Genomic DNA, 16,662 nt, shown 5'->3' with positions numbered 1-16,662 from the left:
CCGCCGGACACCGGCGGGCCTTTTGCTTGGTCGGAATGGCGCGAGGTTCCGCTGCCCCGGGCCGGGAAGAACCGGGGCGGCTGGCGCCCCGGTGCGGATGCGCGTCAGGCCTTGTGCAGGATGACGGGCACGCTCTCCCAGGTGTCGTGCAGGTTGTCATGCGGACGCTGCGGCGGGTTGTCGGGGTCGAGCTCGGCTCCGAGTTCGTACATGGCCTTGAGAAGACGCACGGCGGTGCCGTGGGTGCCGTGCTTGGCGTCGCCCTTGTTCATGATGCCGGTCACGAGGTTCTGGCCGATGCACGAGTGCTTGCCGATGCCGAAGGTCATGCCCCACGCCTTCTTGCCCTTGGGCACCTCCCGGTAGGGGTTGAAGTAGCGCCCGTCGTCGCCGAAGGCCTCGACGTTTGCGACAGGCGCGTGGATCGCCACCATCTCGCCGGCATCGACCTTCCGCCCGGTGCTCAGCTCGAGGTCCTTCACCGCCTTGCGGAACCGTGCCGGGGTGGTCTGGTGCAGGCGGAAGCTCTCCGCCGCGGCCTTGTGCAGCCACTCGGGGTCGGTGAGGTTCGGGCGGTCCTCCGGGTGCTCCTTGATCCACTCGTCGATGTGGATGAAGGCGTGCGGAAGCATGTGGCTTGTGGTCTTGATCGAGCCGGTCAGGAACTGCGCGCACTGGCGCCACACATAGGGGATGCGGGTGCCGTCGTCGGGACGCGACAGGTCCTCGGCCAGGCACAGCGACATCAGCACGTCTCGCGGCAGCTCCTCGGCCGGAATCTCGCCGGCCTTGTGCTTCGCCGCGAGCTCGATCCGCCGGTCGAGCGAGGCCTGCATCCACTCGTCGACGAGGGCCTGCAGCGCGTCCTTGCCCTTCTGGATGATCCGGCCCGGATCGCTGGCCGAGGAATAGCTCGCCGTGGTGGCGGCGCTCACCGCGAGCACCATGTCACGGAAACGCTCGGTATCTTCGAGGCTGTCTACCCCGTCGACGCCCGTCACCTTGGAGGCGATGCGCACCAGCGCCGCGTGGATCAGCGGGACCACGTCGGTGCGGACCTTGCCGTCCTCGCCACGCTTCGAACGCATGTCGTTGATCGACGCCTCGATCGCCGGCTCCACCAGTTTGAGCTCGTAGTAGGCGACGGCCTGCCGCGACATCAGCGGTGCGAAAAGGCGTGTCAGCTCGGAGTGCTGCTCGCCCTCGGCCATGATGAGCGTGTCCTCGAGGAAGATGAACCGCTCATCCGCCCCGGCCATGACGAAGTCCTGCGACTTCATGATCTCCTCGATCTCGTCGTAGGTGTCGATGCGCTGAAGCTTGTTCACGAAGTCCGGCACCGCCGGATCCATCACGGGTTGCATGGCTATCCTCCTCTCGGGGTCGCGCATCGCGCGACGGCTTCCTGTCTTGCTGGCGACTCCTCCGTCGCCGCGGCAGGGAAAGGCTAGTCCAGCCCGGACGGCCGCGAAACGCTGCCCGGCACGGCCATAGGCAAAGGCTGGTCGAGCCATATCCTGAGCCGGCTCACAGGCGTCTGTCGCGGCGCCCGCCCCGATGCGAGGATGCCGGCAGACAAAATGACAAGGAGCCGCGGCATGAGCCAGCCTTCACCCTATGATCTTGTCCCGGAGTTCGGCCGTCTGCGTGACGACGTGCTCTACGGGGATGTCTGGAACCAGCCGGAGCTCGGCAAGCGCGACCGCAGCCTCGTGACCTGTGCGGTACTCGCGGCACTCGGCAAGAATGCCGAGCTCGAGCACCACATGAAGCATGCCGTCGAGAACGGCGTGACGGCGGACGAGTTGCGCGGCCTGGTGGTTCAGGTGGCGTTCTACGCGGGCTGGCCGTGCGGCGTGAACGCGGCAAGAGCCGGGGCGCCGATCTTTGAAGAGAGCGCCGCCAGGGACTGATCCGCGCCCGTCGGCCCAGCCATGAGCCAAGTGCAATGCCGCATTGCAGCATCATGGCTGGTCCGAGCCCCGATGGTTTCCTATCTTCAGTGCAACACGGAACATAATGCACGATTCAGGAGACCAGATATGGAAACCCGCACCACCTCGAAAATCATTGCCGACGCCCAGCTCGACCGCGCCCAGATGATCCGCGCGTTCTTTGCGAAGATCTTCAGCTTCGGCTCGCACGGTCACCCCGTCCACCACTGAGACCGGCCGCGGGGGCACACCTCCGCCCGGACATGAAAGCGCCCCATCGGATCTTCCGACGGGGCGTTTCTTTTTTTCAACCGTCAGGCGCCCGGCAGAACCAGCGCCATCACCTCCGAGGCCGGGCGGTCCGGCTTCATCTCGTCCACCAGGGCCCAGAGCCGCATCGCCTGCTCCTTGCCGATGAAGGCCGTGGTCAGGTCGTCGAGCTTCTTCATGTGTTCCTCGGGAGTGAAGGGCTTCTTGGGCGAGCCCTTGGACTGTTCCTCGAAGATGTGCCGGCTGCTGCCATCCTTGAAGTGAACCGTCACGTCTGCGACGAAATAGGGGTATTTCTTGTCGAGGTCCGGTCCGATCTCGATCTTCACCCGGTCGATCATCCGGCGCACCTCTGAGCCCTCGCCGAGGTCGATCTCCCCATCGAGAATGGCCTTGTGCGCCGTGAAGCCGTTGCCCATGCCAAGCACCGAAAGCGCCATCTGCGCGGGTAGCGAATACTGCACCTCCTCGATGTTGCGGGGGGTGTAGATGTTGACGTTGCGGGTGCCGACGATGCTGTTGACCATGGTCTGCACGCGGGCGTCGATGCGCTCGATATCGTCGGCGCGGTCCTGCACGTGTGCCATCGCCTCGATATACGAGAAGGTGCAGGCGCAGCAGCAGTAGGCCTTGTAGCTCAGGCCCGGCATGAAGTTCGGCGTCTCGGGCAGGAAATCGGCGATGGCCTCCTCGCCTACGGTCTTGTCGCAGAACATCCGGTAAAGGCCTCGGTTTCCGGTGAGGAAGTTGCGCGGGCCGGTGATCCCGGCGCGGGCAAGCTCGGCGGACTCGATACCGTTTCGCACGCAGATCCCCGCATGGGCACGCTTGATCGACCCGCCGGACGAGGCGTATTCCGTCGGCCCGCTGGCGTGGCTCAGCGCGATGGCCAGCGCGTGGAAGGTCTGCTCCTCGTCGAGGCCGTAGATCTTCGAGGCCAGCGCCGCGATGCCGAAGCCGCCCCAGATCGCATGCGGCTGCCAGCCCTCGTTCAGGACCGCCGGCGAGCCCCACTTGCCGATCCGGACGTAGGTCTCGTAGCCGACGACCAGTGCGGTCATCACGGTCTCGAGGTCGGCGCCGGCCTCCTCGGCCATCGCGAATGCTGCGGGCACCACGGCACAACCCGGATGGGCGTTGCCGAAGAAGTCGTCGTATTCGAAACCGTGACCGTACGTGGCGTTCAGGTAGGCGGCATCCACCGCCGCCGCCTTCATGCCCGGATCGCCGACGATGGTCGCCTTGCCCGGACGGGGGTTGCGGAAGTCGCGGGTCTTCTTCGACCACGGCAGTTGCGACGCCCCGATCTGGATCGCGAACTGGTCCTTGGTCAGCATCTTCAGCGCGTCCATCGTCGCCGGATCGATGTCCTCGAAGCTGAAATTCACCACGAATCTCGCCACCGCCTGCTCAAGGGTAAGCGTTTCGATACGCGTCTCTCCGTCCATTGCCGATCCTCCCGGGTTCCTGGGCGCGGGCACCCTGCCAGCACGCCCGCGCATATTCCACGATCCGTCCGCCGGTTGCGACTGGCGTGCAGTCCTTTCCGAAGGCGGGCATAGGCGAAGGCTTCATGCCCCCTGCCCCGTCTGGCATGGTATACACGGCGCCAAACCCGAGGAGGACACTGACATGAGCACCATCGTCGAACAGCTTGCCGAATTCACGGCCGGCAGCCGCTACGAGGATCTTCCCCCGGAGGTCGCCAACGAGACCAAGCGGGTCGTGCTGGACTCGATCGGCTGCGCCCTTGCCGCGACCGACGAGCAGAAGGGCACCATCGGCCTCGAGATCGGTGCCCGGATGGGCAGCGGCGACGAAGCGACCATCCTGGGCACCGGCGGGCGCGGCTCTGTCTACGGCGCGGCCTTCGCCAATGGCGAGCTCATCAACGCGCTCGATTTCGACGCCATCCTGCCGCCGGGCCACGTGTCGCCCTACGTGATCCCCGGCGCGCTCGCCATGGCCGAGAAGGCCGGCACCAGCGGCGCCGATTTCGTTGCCTCGATGGCGGTCGCGCACGAGATGTCGAACCGCATCGGCAAGGCGATGGACTACCTCCGCGACATCAAGGACGACGCGATGAACACGCCGCAGGTCTATGGCTATGCCTCGACCATCTTCGGCGGCACCGCGGCGATCATGCGGGTCCAGGGGCTCGAGGCGTCGCGTATCGCCCACGGGCTCGGCGTCGCGGGCTGCATCTCGCCGATCAACTCGCACATGGCCTGGGTGCGTCATGCGCCGCCCACCACGATCAAGTATACCGTGGCCGGGGTGATGGCACAGGCTGCGCTGACCGCCGCCGCCATGGGAGAGCTCGGCCACCGCGGCGACATCCAGGTGCTCGACGATGCGGTCTACGGCTTCCCCGGCATGATCGGCACGAAGCGCTGGGAGCCCGAGGTCATCACCGCCGGGCTGGGCGAGACATGGCGCTACATCCACGAGAACAGCTACAAGCCCTACCCGCACTGCCGCGTGCTGCACAGCGTCTTCGATGTCATGCTCGACGTTCTGGAACAGCACGACATCAAGCCCGAGGAGATCGAGCACATCTCGGTCTTCGGCGAAGCTTTCGTGCGGCTGCCGATCTGGGAGAACAACACCGTCGAGTTCCCCACCGACGGCCAGTTCAGCATCGCCCATGGCATCGCACTTGCCGCGCAGCGGGTGCGCCCGGGCCGGGCGTGGCAGGATCCGGACCTCGTGTTCGATCCCAAGGTGCTTGCCATGATGGACAAGGTTACGCATGAGCCGCACCCCGACTACATTCCGTTCCTGAAGGAAAACGGTGCCTCGCGCCCCGCAAAGGTCGAGATCTCGGCGCGCGGCCAGGTTTTCACCGGCGAGACCCGCTATCCCAAGGGCAGCCCGTCTCCCGACCCGTCGAGCTACTACAGCACCGAGGAGCTGGTCGCGAAGTTCCGCCACAACGCAGACGGCGTGCTGTCGGCGGCGGCCACCGACGACGTGGTGGACATGTTCCTCAACCTCGAGCGCGCGCCGGACATGGGCAAGGTCATGGCGCTCTTCGCCAAGGATTCAAAGGTGCGCATGGCTTCCTGAAGCCATGCCACACCGACGACCAACGAAGAAAGGCGCCCTGCGGGGCGCCTTTCCTGCTTTCCGGGTGAAGCGACGGGCCCTCAGGCAAAGACCCTTGCCAGTCCAGCCTCCGGAAACGGCGTGTCGAACCGCGCGCAATACGCTTCCACTTCCTTGCGAACGCTGTCGGCGCCCTTGGCCCGCATGAGGGCGACCGGCGGCTGGCCGAACCGCAGCGCGAGGCTTGCGCCGGTGTCTATGGCATCGGGCGAGGCGACGTCCTCGGCCAGTTCCTCGAGCACCGGCAACCAGGTGGCCGCCCGCAGCCGCGCGCCGATCGTGGCGGCCACCGGCTCGGGCAGCGCCTCCGGCGTCTCCTCGATCTGCCACGACTCGCCAGCCTCTCCGGTGGCGACGAGCCCCTCTGCCGGTGCGTAACTCGGCCCCAGAGCGCTGAGGTTGCGCACCGCGTTGAGGTTGATGCGCGGCTTGATGATGTTCATCACCGCGAAGGGCCCGATGGCAAGGTCGAAGACCTGCCGGGCCACGAGGTCGATCTGCCCGGTGGTCGCAAGCCCCTCGTCGGCGATCCTGCAGGCCTCGTTGGTATAAGGACAGAAGAAGCGGTTCACGGCGAACCCGTTGGCGTCGCGGCAGGTCAGCGCCGTCTTGCCCATCGCCCCGACATACTCCTGCGCCAGCGCGAGGGCCTCGTCCGAGGTTGCCTCACCACGCACCACCTCGACCAGCGGGTTGATGTCGGCGGGGCTGAAGAAATGCAGCCCGAGGAAGCGCTGTGGATGCGGCAGGCAGCCCGCGAGATCGCTGACCCGCAGGGCGCTGGTGTTGGTGGCCACGACCGAGCCCGCGCCCACATGCGGTGCAAGCCGGGTGAGCAGGTCGGTCTTGACCGAAAGATCCTCGAAGACCGCCTCGATCACGAGCTCCGCTGACGAAACCGCCGCGAGGTCGGTCGACACCGTCAGCGCCGCGCGGCGGTTTTGCGCCTCTTCCGAAGTCGCGCGCCCCTTCTCGACCGCGCGGGCAAATGCCTTGTCGATGCGCGCCCCGGCGGCCTCGAGGGCAGCGCCTGTGGTGTCGATCAAAACAACATGCGCTCCGCCCGTCAGCGCGGCGATGGCGATGCCGCCGCCCATGGTGCCTGCTCCGATGATGGCCACGGTCCGTGTCATCACGTCTCCCTTCCTGTTGCGGTCGCGCACTCACACGCGCGTGTCGCGCAAAGTATGATGCGAATACCGTCTAGAGGACATCCCCGGCATCCTTTCGACCGGGCTACGGCTATGACCCTGATAGGGAAGTTCTGTTGCGACCAAGACCAAAGTTGGGTCTAGGAGGCGGATGCAGTTCAATGCTACGACTTTTCCATTGTGCAGCCGCAGGCGGACCGGAATTCGGCATGACGACGCATAACCTGAAACAGGGCTCGGTCACGCTTTACGCCCAGCTCGCCACCATCCTCAGGGACCGGGTCTACACCGGCACCTGGCCCGCGGGCTCGCCGATCCCCACGCTCGACGAGCTGACCCGGGAGTTCGAGGTCGCACGCGTCACCGCAAGACAGGCGGTTCAGCTCCTTTGCCAGGAGGGCCTGCTGTCGAGCCAGCGCGGCAAGCGCACCCAGGTCATCTGGGAGCCGCCCGACATCTCGCACCGGCCGATCTTCTCCTCGACCGGCTCGCTGGACGAGTCGCCGGCCACGTACTCGGTCGACGTGCTCGACTACGAGGAATTCGATCATCTCCCCCTGCGCCGACTGGCCGAGGGCACCGATGCCGGGCCCTACGTCCGCATCCGCAAACGCGATCTCTACAAGGGCATGCCCTATGCCTGCTCCGAGAACTACGTGAGACTGGATCTCTACCGCAGGTTTCCCCCGGGCGGCGAGACGGTGTCGAAGATCATCCGCCTCGTGCGCGACGCGGCGCGGCCCCGCCAGACGACCGGATCCGAGCTGATCCGGGTCTCGATGCCGACCGAGACCGAGGCGATGCAGCTGCAATGTGCCCTCGGCGCGCCCGTCGCCCGGATCAGCCGCGTGCTTCTCGACGAGGACGGGTCCGTCCTTCTGCATGGCGAATACACCTATTGCGCCCGCGACTTCGCCCTGACCCGCGACATCACCTCGCTGCTGCACGACTGACCCAGAGGCGCAGCCTTCTTCCCTCATAGCCTGTCCCGCCGCCACCCCTTGCACTGACGCGCCGTTCAGCGGAATGCTCGGCCCGGGACGAGGCGGGCAGTTCCCGCGTGTGGATGGAGGAAAGACCATGACCAACGACATCGTGATCCTGAGCGCGGTGCGCACCGCGATCGGCACCTTCGGAGGCTCGCTCTCCGGCATCGCTCCCTGCGACCTCGGGGTGAGCGTCGCGAAGGAAGCCATCGCCCGTTCGGGCGTCGACGCGGCGCAGATCGGCCAGACGGTGATGGGCAACGTGATCCACACAGAGCCGCGCGACATGTACCTCTCGCGCGTGACCGCGATCGGCGCGGGCGTGCCGGAGACCAGCCCCTCGCTGACATTGAACCGGCTCTGCGGCAGCGGGCTTCAGGCCGTGGTCACGGCATTCGAACAGATTTCCCTGGGGCATTGCGAAGCGGCACTCGCCGGCGGCGCCGAAAGCATGAGCCGCGCCGGGCACCTGCTGTCCTCCGCGCGCTTCGGGCAGAAGATGGGCGATGTCTCGGCGACCGACATGATGATCGGCGCACTGACCGACCCCTTCGGCAATGGCCACATGGGCATCACCGCCGAGAACGTCGCCGAGCGCGACGGGATCACCCGCGAGCAGCAGGACGCGACGGCCGCCGAATCCCACCGCCGCGCCGCCCACGCGCAGGCCGAGGGCTATTTCGACAGCCAGATCCTGCCGGTCGAAGTGCGCAAGGGCCGCAAGACAGACACCTTCGCCCGGGACGAGATGGTCCGCTCCGACGCCAGTGCCGAGGGGCTCGCCACGCTCCGCGCCGCCTTCCGCAAGGATGGCAGCGTGACCGCCGGCAACGCCAGCGGCATCAATGACGGCGCCGCCGCACTGGTGCTTGCGCGCGCCGATCTCGCCGGGGATGCGAAACCCCTTGCGCGGATCGTTGCGACCGGTCTCGGCGGGGTAGCGCCCGAAGTCATGGGGCTGGGCCCGGTGCCCGCAACGCAGCAGGCGCTGTCCCGCGCCGGTCTCACGGTCTCCGACCTCGACGTGATCGAGAGCAACGAGGCGTTTGCCGCGCAGGCCTGCGCAGTCAGCAAGCAGCTTGGGCTCGATCCGGCAAAGGTGAACCCCAACGGCGGCGCAATCGCGCTCGGCCATCCCATCGGGGCGTCTGGTGCGATCATCCTGACCAAGCTGCTCTACGAGCTGGAGCGCACCGGCGGGCGCTACGGTCTTGCCACGATGTGCATCGGTGGCGGTCAGGGCATTGCGGTCATCGTGGAGAACCTGCGCCGCTGACGGCTCGGCCCGACCACTCATATTTCCTCAGAGCCCCGGGCGCACGCGCTGTGCCCGGGGCTTCGCGGGCAGCAGGCCCGGCCCATCGGCCCCGGTCACGCCGCCGCGCTTCCGGCTCTTGTGGCCGAAGCAGATCCGAACGCGGGTCAGAAAGCGCACCGGGGAGTGCACGCCACCTCTTGTCGCGAGCCGCCGGCTCGGCCAAAAGGCGGCCATGGACAAGACGCCAGACATTCTCTGCATCGGCTCCGTGCTCTGGGACGTCATCGGGCGCTCGGCCAGCCACATGCGCCAGGGCTCCGACGTGCCGGGCCGCATCACGCGCCTGCCCGGCGGCGTGGCGCTCAACGTTGCGATGACCTTTGCGCGCTTCGGTCTGCGCCCCGCGCTGCTGAGCGCCGTCGGTCGCGACCGCGAAGGCGACGAACTGGTCGAGGCCTGCGAGGCCTTGGGATGCACAACGTCCTACATCTATCGGTCCGAGGATCTGCCCACCGACAACTACATGGCCGTCGAGGGCGCCAACGGGCTGATCGCCGCCATCGCCGATGCGCATTCGCTCGAACAGGCCGGGGCGCGGATCCTCGCGCCGTTGCGGGACGGCACGCTCGGCTCGTCCACGGCACCATATGCAGGCTCGGTCGCCCTTGACGGCAACCTCACCGAAAGCCTGCTCGACGAGATCGCGCGGGACCCGGGTCTCGCTGCGGCAGACCTGCGGATCGCCCCCGCGAGCCCCGGCAAGGCCGAGCGGCTTCTGCCCTTCCTGCGTGCACGGCGCGGCGTGCTCTACGTCAACCTCGAGGAAGCCGGCATTCTCTGCCAGGACAGCTTCGACTCCGCCCCCGAGGCCGCCGCACGGCTGATCGAACGCGGCGCCGCGCGCGCCGTCGTCACCGATGGCGGCGCCACCGCCTGCGATGCCAGCCCCGACGGGCTGGTCGCCGAACGCCCGCCGGAGGTGCTGGTGACCCGTGTCACCGGCGCCGGCGACACCTTCATGGCCGCGCATATCGTGGCCGAACGCGCCGGTGCCGGCCGGGCCGAAGCGCTCGACAGCGCGCTCGCCGCCGCCGCCGCCTACGTCTCCGGAGACATCGCCACATGAGCCTTCTCAAGCTTTCCCCCGCCGTCGCCGAAGCGCTCGAGACGGGTGCTCCCGTCGTTGCACTCGAGTCGACGATCATCACCCACGGGATGCCGTGGCCGCAGAACCTCGAGATGGCGCGCAAGGTCGAGGACACGATCCGCGCCGAGGGGGCCGTGCCGGCGACCATCGCGGTGATCGACGGCGCGCTCTGCGTGGGTCTCGAAGATGCGCAACTCGAAGCGCTGGCGCAGGCGCGCGGTGTCGCCAAGCTCAGCCGCGCCGACCTTGCCGTCTGCATGGCGCAGGGCGGCACGGGCGCGACCACCGTCGCCGCGACGATGATCGGTGCCGCCCGCGCGGGCATCGCAACCTTCGCGACCGGCGGTATCGGCGGTGTGCACCGCGGTGCCGAGAGCAGCTTCGACATCTCGGCAGACCTGCAAGAGCTCGCACAGACCGCGGTCACCGTCGTCTGCGCCGGCGCAAAGGCGATCCTCGACCTGCCCAAGACCCTCGAAGTGCTGGAGACGCTCGGCGTCCCGGTCATCGCCTACGGGCAGGACCAGCTTCCGGCGTTCTGGTCGCGCGAGGCCGGGCTGCGTGCACCGCTGCGCATGGACACGCCCAAAGCCATCGCCGAGGCGCAGGCGATGCGCGCCGCGCTCGACCTGCCGGGTGGGCAGCTCGTGACCAACCCGATCCCGGAAGAGGCCGAGATCCCGCGAGACGAGCTCGCACCGATCATCGCCCGCGCCACCAAGGACGCCGAGACCCACAGCATCCACGGCAAGCATCTGACGCCCTACCTTCTGCAGCGCATCTTCGAGCTCACCGACGGTCGGTCGCTCGAGTCCAACATCGCGCTCGTGCTGAACAACGCACGGCTCGGCGCACGCATCGCCAAGGAAATCAGCGCCCTGCCCGCGAATTGAGTTTGCGGCACCGCAGCGCCATTGTAGACAGGCAGGCAAATGCCTACCTTCTTGGCAGTGATCGCGCTTCGGGACAGAGATGAACACGCCCTTCGACGACAAACCGCGCAGACCCGGTCTGCTCTCGTCCCTCCGGGCAAGCTTCCTGACCGGCCTGGTTGTCATCATGCCGGTCGGTCTGACCATCTGGCTGATCTGGACGCTGTTCGGCTGGGTCGACGGCTTCGTTCTGCCGGTCATCCCCGCGCGGTTCAATCCCGAGGAATACATCGGGATCAACCTGCGCGGCGTCGGCGTGATCTTCTTCCTGATCTTCACCATCGTCGTCGGCTGGGTCGCCAAGGGCCTGATCGGGCGGTCGCTGATCCGCTTCGGGGAAAGCCTCGTCGAGCGGACACCGGTGGTGCGCTCGATCTACTCGGGCATCAAGCAGATCGCGGAAACGGTGTTTGCCCAGTCCGAGCGGAGCTTCGAGAAGGCCTGCCTCGTGCAATATCCGCGCAAGGACATCTGGGCGATCGGCTTCATCTCGACGCAGGCCAAGGGCGAGGTCGCCCGCCGGGCCGAGACCATGGGCGACCTGATCTCGGTCTTCGTGCCGACCACGCCGAACCCCACCTCGGGCTTCCTGCTGTTCTTCCCCTCTGAGGACGTCATCGAGCTCGACATGAGCATCGAGGATGCGGCGAAGCTGGTCATCTCGGCCGGGCTGGTCTATCCGCCCGACCGTCCGGGCGGCAAACCCAAGGTCGAGGAAGTGCGCCGCGCCTCCTGAGCGCGCCGGCGTGCCGAGCCGCTGGGCCACGCCCGCACCGCAGGCAGTTCCTTCCTACCGTGCGCCCTGAGCACGCCTAGTGACACCGTTCCACTTTGCCGGCGCGCGAACCCGTGCGAGCATCGAGCAGCCCTTCCGCTGCAAAAAGGTGCCCGATGCATTTCCCTTGCTTCCGTGCGCTCTGCCTGCCGCCCCTGCTCCTCTTCGCGCAGCCGGTTTTCGCACTCGAGCCGGTGACCGATTTCGGGTCCAATCCGGGGGCGCTGCGGGCATGGGAGCACATCCCCGACGACCTGCCGGCCGACCGCCCGCTCGTTGTCGCGCTGCACGGCTGCGACATGCAGGCCGAGGATTTCGATACCGAGACCGGGCTGACCGCGATGGCCAATGCGCTGCAGGTGGCGCTTCTCTTTCCCGAGCAGGACGACGATAACATGGGTGCGCTCTGCTTCCGCTGGCACGACCCGGAGGACAACCGCGCCGGCGTTGGAGAGACAGCGTCGATCATGCAGATGATCGACACGATGCGGACGCGCCGTCAGGTCGATCCCGCGCGCGTCTACGTTCTGGGCCTCTCGGCGGGCGGCGGCATGGCCGCAACGCTCATCGCCAACCATCCCGACCGTTTCGCCGGGGCTGCCATCATCGCCGGGGTGCCCTATGGCTGCAATCGTGCCTCGGGCAGCTTCGACTGGCGGTATGACTGGTACGAGACGTTCTGGCCCGACGGCACCGCCGCATCCTACGCCTGCGGCATCACGCCCGATAACCCCTTAGATCCGTTCGGGATCTTTCGGTTCCAGATCATCGACCGTTCGCCGGACGACTGGGCCGGCTACGTGATGACCGCCGCAGGACAGGCGCCCTCGCACTGGCCGCTGCTGTCGCTGTGGCAGGGTCTCGGCGACACGGTGGTCGACCCGGACAACCTTCGCGAACTCACCGAGCAATGGACCGAGGTGCAGGGCATTGGTCGCGATCCGGCCAGCCCCGAGATCATCGACGGTGCCGAGCGGACAGTCTACCGCGATGCCTCGGGCGCCGCGCGGATCGAGACATGGACCATCGAGGGGTTCGATCACGCCGTGCCCGTCGATGCCGACGGAGAGCCCGCGCCATGCGGGGCCGCTGCGGCCTATGTCGCTGACGCCGGGATCTGCGCCGTGCGCCGCATCGCAGCGTTCTGGGGCCTAGAGTGAGGGCTCAGACCCGGCCCAACCCCTCGAGCACCGCCTGTGCGGCCCGGTCGCCCGGATGCGGGCCGCTGCGCCCGAGGCGCTCCATCGTGAGCGCCATTGCCTCTGTCTGTGCCTCGGGTGCGTCGAGCACCCCGAGCAGCGCCCGGGCAATCGGATCGGGACGGCAATTCTTGCCGATGAACTCGGGCACGGCGCGGGTGTCAGAGACGAGATTGACCAGTGTCACCGTATCCACCCGCAGCATCTGCCCGATGATCTGCCGCGACAGCCAGCCCATGTCGTAGGCCACGACCATCGGGGTGCCTGCCGCCGCAAGCTCCAGCGACACGGTGCCTGACGCGGCCAGCGCCACGTCGGCCGCCCGAAAGGCGGCGCGCTTCTCGGCCTGCATCTCGGGGCCCAGCTCGCGCGGATCGAGGATCAGCGGCGCCACCTCCCAGCCGCCGCAGAGTTCGCGCACCATTCCGGCCACCGGCGCCGCCGCCGGGATGACGAGCCGCAGTTCCGGACGCGCCTCGTGAAGCCGCTTTGCCACTTCGCCGAAAACCGGCGCAAGACGCGAGACCTCGGAACGCCGCGAGCCCGGCAGGACCAGCGCCAGCGGCGCGGTGCCGAGATCGTGCCTCAGGCGAAACGCGGCTGCGTCGGCGGAGTCGGCCTGCGGCTCGGTCACCACCGGGTGTCCGACGAAATCGCAGCGCATCCCGGCGGCTTCCATGTAGGGAGGCTCGAACGGCAGCAGCGCCAGCACCTGGTCGACATGCGTGGCCATCTTGTCAGCGCGCCCCGGCCGCCAAGCCCAGACGGTGGGCGCCACGTAATGCACCGTGCGGATGTCCGAAGCTGCCTTGACCTGCTTCGCGACCCGCAGGCTGAACTCGGGCAGGTCGATCGTGATCAACACGTCGGGCTTCGCCGCGACCACGGCTTCGGCGGTCTCGCGGATGCGGGCCTTGAGCGTGCCATACTGGCGCAGGATCTCGGTGATCCCCATGACGCTGATCTCGTCCATCGGAAACAGGCTCTCGAGCCCCTCGTCGAGCATCCGCTCGCCGCCGATCCCGGTGAACTGCACATCGGGCACCCGGGCGCGCAGCCCCTGCATGAGCGCTGCGCCCAGCTTGTCGCCCGAAGGCTCGCCCGCCGTGATGAAGACATGCATCAGCCGCGCTCCCGCACCCAGAGGAATTTTCCCGCCGCATCCAGCGCCGCCACCGTGGCCTCGCGCTCCAGCACCATCACGCCGTCGGCCGACAACACGATGCCGTCGAGCCCCTTTTCGAGGATTCCGCGCGCGGTGCGCGGCCCGATGGCGGGCAGATCGGCGCGGCGCTCCTGTCCGGGCTTCTCGGCCTTGTAGAGGATCCCGCCCCGGCCCGGCGGCAGGCCTGCGATCATCGCATCGGTGCCGGCGTCGTCCTCGCGGGCGATCACGGCGCCTTCGCGGATCACGCAGGCCTGACCGAGGTCCGCCTGCGCCTGCGAAACGCTCACCTCATCGCCGACACGGGCGGCATCGGACACTTCGGGATCGGGCGCGGTCGCAGTGAGCACGCCCGCCGGCGGCAACAGCTCCGGAGCGGCCTCATGCGCGCCGATGACCGCGATGCCGGCGTCTTCGAAGACCGCGATGATCGCGCGCAACGCGCCATCGTCGCCAAGGCCGAGCGCCGCCGTCAGGCGCGGCACCAGGGGCACCGTCGCCGCATCGATCCGGCCCGGGTCGATCTCGGGGCGTCGGATCGTGCCGCACATGCAGAGCCGGTCGACGCCGCGCGCGCGCAGCGTCTCGATCAGCGTGCCGAGGGTCTCGAGGCGAAAGGTCAGGTCGGGCGTCAGCGTGTCGGGCGCGAAGCCTTCGAGCGCGCAGACGAGCGGCGGCTGCGCCAGCGCATCGACCACCGCGCCGGGCAAGGCGCCCTGCCCTGCGATCAGCGCCAGCACCCGGGTCAGCCCGGCGTCAGGAAATGACGGTCGCTGTCGCCGAGAATGAAGGCGACGATCTCGCGGACGTAGTCGCTCTGGGTCTCGTTGCCGAGGCGTTTCGCACGGTCGGCAAAGGCGCCCTCACCCTGCGCAAGCATCTGGAAGGCCGCGCGCAGCGCTGTGATGTCGGCGCGGCTCACGCCCTTGCGCTTGAGGCCCACGAGGTTCAGCCCGTCGAGCTTGCCGCGCGGCGCCTGCACGAGGCCATAGGGTATCACGTCATTGGTCACCATGGTGACAGCGCCGATGATCGCGCCACGGCCGATGCGCACCCACTGGTGCACGCCCGACAGACCGCCGACGATCACGTCGTCCTCGATCACGCAGTGCCCCGCCAGTGCCGAGTTGTTCACCAAGATCACCCGATCCCCGACTCGCGCGTCATGCGCCACGTGGCAGCCGGCCATGAACAGCCCGTCGTCGCCAACGCGGGTCACGCCGCCGCCGCCCTCGGTGCCGCAGTTCATGGTGACATGCTCGCGGATCCGGTTACGCTTGCCGATCACCAGCGAGGTCTGCTCGCCCTTGAACTTCAGATCCTGCGGGATCTCCCCGATGACCGCGAAGGAAAACACCATCGTGTCGTCGCCGATCTCGGTCTTGCCGGTGACGACGACATGCGATTTCAGCTCGACCCGCGCGCCCAGCACCACCTCGGGGCCGATGTGGCAGAACGGGCCGACCACGCAGCCCTCGCCGATCCGGGCGCCGTCTTCGACGATGGCTCCGGGATGGATGCTCGCAGTTTCGTGGATGCCCTGGGTCACGCCGGCAGGTCCATCATCGCGGTGAACTCGGCCTCGGCGGCCATTTCGCCCTCGACGGTGGCGCGGCCCGAGAATTTCCAGACCTTGCCGCCGGGCTTGCCACGCACGGTCGTAAGCTCCATGCGCAGCTGGTCGCCGGGCACCACCATGCGGCGGAACTTGCACTTGTCGATGGCCATGAAATAGACCTTGAGCTCCTTGTCCGCGAGCTCGAGCGCGGTGCCCACCATCACCGCGGCGGTCTGCGCCATGGCTTCCACGATGGTCACACCCGGCATGATCGGCTGCCCGGGGAAATGCCCCTGGAAATGCGGCTCGTTCATGGTGACGTTCTTGAGACCCACCGCGGAGTTGCACCCGTCGATGTCGACAACGCGGTCGACAAGCAGGAACGGGTAGCGGTGCGGCAGAATACGCTGGATAAGCTGGATATCCGCAGAAAGCAGCGTCTCGGTCATCTTGGGCCTTTCCTGTCCAACTGTTGCCCCGTCCCTAGCAACCCGCGACACGAGGCACAAGTTGCGGCGGCGGCCGGGCCTATTCCTTGGGCGGAACCACGATGGGCGCGGGCACGGCGCCGTCGCCCGAAGGGTCCGGCTCAGAGGCCGAGACCTCGCCGATGTCGTCCCGGAAGTTGTCGCCACCGTCGCCGATCTGATCGTCGATGCGGCTGATCGCGGTCTCGGTGATGTCGATCACATCCGCGGAGAGGAACACCGACCGCTTGTCGAGAATCACCGCCGCGCCGGCTTCGCGCATGAGCCCGCCAAGGATCGGCTCGGCCTGCGCAAGAAACTGGCGCCGGTGTTCCTCGGAGAGATTGCCGAGCGCCCGCGCCTTGGCGTCCTGCTCGCGACGCAGGGCCTGCACCTTCTCGTCGAAGGCCTCGGCCAGTTTACGAAATTCCACCGGGTCGAGCGTCGATCGTTTCTCGGTCAGATCCCGCTCTTCAGCCGTGAGATCCGCTTCGATCCGCCGGTTCTCGGCCGCGATGGAGGCACCCTGCTCGTCGAGCATCTCGGAGACGCGCTGCCCGTAGGCGCTTTCGGCGAACAGCCGGTCGAACTCCACCGTCAGGATCGCGCTCTGCACGACGCCCGGCCGAACGCTTTCCTGCGCGATGGCAGGTGCGGCGCCGGCCAGTGCAAGGCCGAGCGCCAGGGATACGGGCCGGAGCCAGACGCGCAT

17 protein-coding genes are annotated in these 16,662 nt (G+C 67.7%); 9 read left to right on the top strand and 8 right to left on the bottom strand.

Going from position 1 to position 16,662, the window contains the following annotated elements; genetic code table 11:
* Positions 1–104 precede the first annotated feature (104 nt).
* On the bottom strand, positions 105–1,364 hold the full coding sequence (locus D6860_RS12320; protein ID WP_076624686.1) for a cytochrome P450: 1,260 nt from the start codon (positions 1,362–1,364) through the stop codon (positions 105–107).
* A gap of 234 nt (positions 1,365–1,598) precedes the next feature.
* On the opposite strand from D6860_RS12320, the gene D6860_RS12315 reads away from it, so the two are divergent.
* A complete protein-coding gene (locus D6860_RS12315; RefSeq protein WP_083697885.1) occupies positions 1,599–1,913 on the top strand; it encodes a carboxymuconolactone decarboxylase family protein in 315 nt (104 codons plus the stop codon).
* Between the two features lie 129 nt (positions 1,914–2,042).
* On the top strand, positions 2,043–2,165 hold the full coding sequence (locus D6860_RS25895) for a hypothetical protein (RefSeq protein ID WP_256359819.1): 123 nt from the start codon (positions 2,043–2,045) through the stop codon (positions 2,163–2,165).
* Positions 2,166–2,248: 83 nt separating this feature from the next.
* Here the strand turns inward: D6860_RS25895 and D6860_RS12310 are convergent, their stop codons facing one another.
* Positions 2,249–3,652 carry an MmgE/PrpD family protein gene (locus tag D6860_RS12310; protein ID WP_076624688.1) on the bottom strand — a complete coding sequence of 468 codons (1,404 nt, stop codon included), beginning with the start codon at positions 3,650–3,652 and terminating at the stop codon, positions 2,249–2,251.
* Between the two features lie 184 nt (positions 3,653–3,836).
* On the opposite strand from D6860_RS12310, the gene D6860_RS12305 reads away from it, so the two are divergent.
* Positions 3,837–5,273: an MmgE/PrpD family protein gene (locus D6860_RS12305; protein ID WP_076624689.1), complete on the top strand. Its 1,437-nt coding sequence runs from the start codon at positions 3,837–3,839 to the stop codon at positions 5,271–5,273.
* Positions 5,274–5,353: 80 nt separating this feature from the next.
* Here the strand turns inward: D6860_RS12305 and D6860_RS12300 are convergent, their stop codons facing one another.
* Positions 5,354–6,445, bottom strand: a complete 1,092-nt coding sequence (locus D6860_RS12300) for a 3-hydroxyacyl-CoA dehydrogenase family protein (RefSeq protein WP_017469200.1) — start codon at positions 6,443–6,445, stop codon at positions 5,354–5,356.
* 227 nt (positions 6,446–6,672) lie between these two features.
* Here D6860_RS12300 and D6860_RS12295 point away from each other — a divergent pair, with 227 nt between their 5' ends.
* The 6 genes from D6860_RS12295 to D6860_RS12270 all read left to right on the top strand — a co-directional run bounded on the left by D6860_RS12295 (position 6,673) and on the right by D6860_RS12270 (position 12,721).
* Complete coding sequence (locus D6860_RS12295; RefSeq protein WP_076624690.1) at positions 6,673–7,416, top strand: GntR family transcriptional regulator; 744 nt, start codon at positions 6,673–6,675, stop codon at positions 7,414–7,416.
* Positions 7,417–7,543: 127 nt separating this feature from the next.
* Positions 7,544–8,725 carry a beta-ketothiolase BktB gene (bktB, locus tag D6860_RS12290; RefSeq protein ID WP_076624691.1) on the top strand — a complete coding sequence of 394 codons (1,182 nt, stop codon included), beginning with the start codon at positions 7,544–7,546 and terminating at the stop codon, positions 8,723–8,725.
* A gap of 214 nt (positions 8,726–8,939) precedes the next feature.
* Positions 8,940–9,833: a PfkB family carbohydrate kinase gene (locus D6860_RS12285; protein WP_076624692.1), complete on the top strand. Its 894-nt coding sequence runs from the start codon at positions 8,940–8,942 to the stop codon at positions 9,831–9,833.
* The gene (locus D6860_RS12280; protein WP_076624693.1) at positions 9,830–10,747 is read left to right on the top strand and encodes a pseudouridine-5'-phosphate glycosidase; all 918 of its coding nucleotides are present in this window, start codon (positions 9,830–9,832) and stop codon (positions 10,745–10,747) included. The genes D6860_RS12285 and D6860_RS12280 overlap by 4 nt, the downstream gene beginning before the upstream one ends.
* A 79-nt stretch (positions 10,748–10,826) precedes the next feature.
* Positions 10,827–11,522, top strand: coding sequence for a DUF502 domain-containing protein (locus D6860_RS12275; RefSeq protein WP_076624694.1), 696 nt, complete (start codon positions 10,827–10,829; stop codon positions 11,520–11,522).
* A gap of 155 nt (positions 11,523–11,677) precedes the next feature.
* Positions 11,678–12,721: an extracellular catalytic domain type 1 short-chain-length polyhydroxyalkanoate depolymerase gene (locus D6860_RS12270; protein ID WP_076624695.1), complete on the top strand. Its 1,044-nt coding sequence runs from the start codon at positions 11,678–11,680 to the stop codon at positions 12,719–12,721.
* 4 nt (positions 12,722–12,725) lie between these two features.
* Here the strand turns inward: D6860_RS12270 and lpxB are convergent, their stop codons facing one another.
* From lpxB to D6860_RS12245, 5 genes are all read right to left on the bottom strand, one after another.
* Positions 12,726–13,883, bottom strand: a complete 1,158-nt coding sequence (lpxB, locus tag D6860_RS12265) for a lipid-A-disaccharide synthase (RefSeq protein WP_076624696.1) — start codon at positions 13,881–13,883, stop codon at positions 12,726–12,728.
* Entirely contained in the window at positions 13,883–14,665 is a 783-nt protein-coding gene (locus D6860_RS12260; protein ID WP_093411972.1) for an LpxI family protein, read from the bottom strand. The genes lpxB and D6860_RS12260 overlap by 1 nt, the downstream gene beginning before the upstream one ends.
* Positions 14,666–14,670: 5 nt before the next feature.
* Positions 14,671–15,474 (bottom strand): acyl-ACP--UDP-N-acetylglucosamine O-acyltransferase, encoded by an 804-nt coding sequence (gene lpxA, locus D6860_RS12255; protein WP_229743293.1) that lies wholly within the window; start codon positions 15,472–15,474, stop codon positions 14,671–14,673.
* Positions 15,471–15,932 carry a 3-hydroxyacyl-ACP dehydratase FabZ gene (gene fabZ, locus D6860_RS12250; protein WP_017467760.1) on the bottom strand — a complete coding sequence of 154 codons (462 nt, stop codon included), beginning with the start codon at positions 15,930–15,932 and terminating at the stop codon, positions 15,471–15,473. Before fabZ ends, lpxA begins: the two co-directional genes overlap by 4 nt.
* A 79-nt stretch (positions 15,933–16,011) precedes the next feature.
* The gene (locus D6860_RS12245; protein WP_076624697.1) at positions 16,012–16,662 is read right to left on the bottom strand and encodes an OmpH/Skp family outer membrane protein; all 651 of its coding nucleotides are present in this window, start codon (positions 16,660–16,662) and stop codon (positions 16,012–16,014) included.

The sequence above is a fragment of the Salipiger sp. D13 genome, assembly GCF_003703915.1.
GTDB lineage: Bacteria > Pseudomonadota > Alphaproteobacteria > Rhodobacterales > Rhodobacteraceae > Salipiger > Salipiger profundus.
This window is presented reverse-complemented; position numbering and strand designations above follow the sequence as displayed.

What these genes read in the sequence shown, in the direction of transcription:
- D6860_RS12280 (WP_076624693.1), top strand. Translation starts at nt 9,830, where the DNA reads ATGAGCCTTCTCAAGCTTTCCCCCGCCGTCGCCGAAGCGCTCGAGACG.
- D6860_RS12320 (WP_076624686.1), bottom strand. Translation starts at nt 1,364, where the DNA reads ATGCAACCCGTGATGGATCCGGCGGTGCCGGACTTCGTGAACAAGCTT.
- D6860_RS12285 (WP_076624692.1), top strand. Translation starts at nt 8,940, where the DNA reads ATGGACAAGACGCCAGACATTCTCTGCATCGGCTCCGTGCTCTGGGAC.
- D6860_RS12295 (WP_076624690.1), top strand. Translation starts at nt 6,673, where the DNA reads ATGACGACGCATAACCTGAAACAGGGCTCGGTCACGCTTTACGCCCAG.
- D6860_RS12245 (WP_076624697.1), bottom strand. Translation starts at nt 16,662, where the DNA reads ATGCGCGTCTGGCTCCGGCCCGTATCCCTGGCGCTCGGCCTTGCACTG.
- D6860_RS12275 (WP_076624694.1), top strand. Translation starts at nt 10,827, where the DNA reads ATGAACACGCCCTTCGACGACAAACCGCGCAGACCCGGTCTGCTCTCG.
- D6860_RS12305 (WP_076624689.1), top strand. Translation starts at nt 3,837, where the DNA reads ATGAGCACCATCGTCGAACAGCTTGCCGAATTCACGGCCGGCAGCCGC.
- fabZ (WP_017467760.1), bottom strand. Translation starts at nt 15,932, where the DNA reads ATGACCGAGACGCTGCTTTCTGCGGATATCCAGCTTATCCAGCGTATT.
- D6860_RS12315 (WP_083697885.1), top strand. Translation starts at nt 1,599, where the DNA reads ATGAGCCAGCCTTCACCCTATGATCTTGTCCCGGAGTTCGGCCGTCTG.
- D6860_RS25895 (WP_256359819.1), top strand. Translation starts at nt 2,043, where the DNA reads ATGGAAACCCGCACCACCTCGAAAATCATTGCCGACGCCCAGCTCGAC.
- D6860_RS12300 (WP_017469200.1), bottom strand. Translation starts at nt 6,445, where the DNA reads ATGACACGGACCGTGGCCATCATCGGAGCAGGCACCATGGGCGGCGGC.
- bktB (WP_076624691.1), top strand. Translation starts at nt 7,544, where the DNA reads ATGACCAACGACATCGTGATCCTGAGCGCGGTGCGCACCGCGATCGGC.
- lpxB (WP_076624696.1), bottom strand. Translation starts at nt 13,883, where the DNA reads ATGCATGTCTTCATCACGGCGGGCGAGCCTTCGGGCGACAAGCTGGGC.
- D6860_RS12270 (WP_076624695.1), top strand. Translation starts at nt 11,678, where the DNA reads ATGCATTTCCCTTGCTTCCGTGCGCTCTGCCTGCCGCCCCTGCTCCTC.
- D6860_RS12310 (WP_076624688.1), bottom strand. Translation starts at nt 3,652, where the DNA reads ATGGACGGAGAGACGCGTATCGAAACGCTTACCCTTGAGCAGGCGGTG.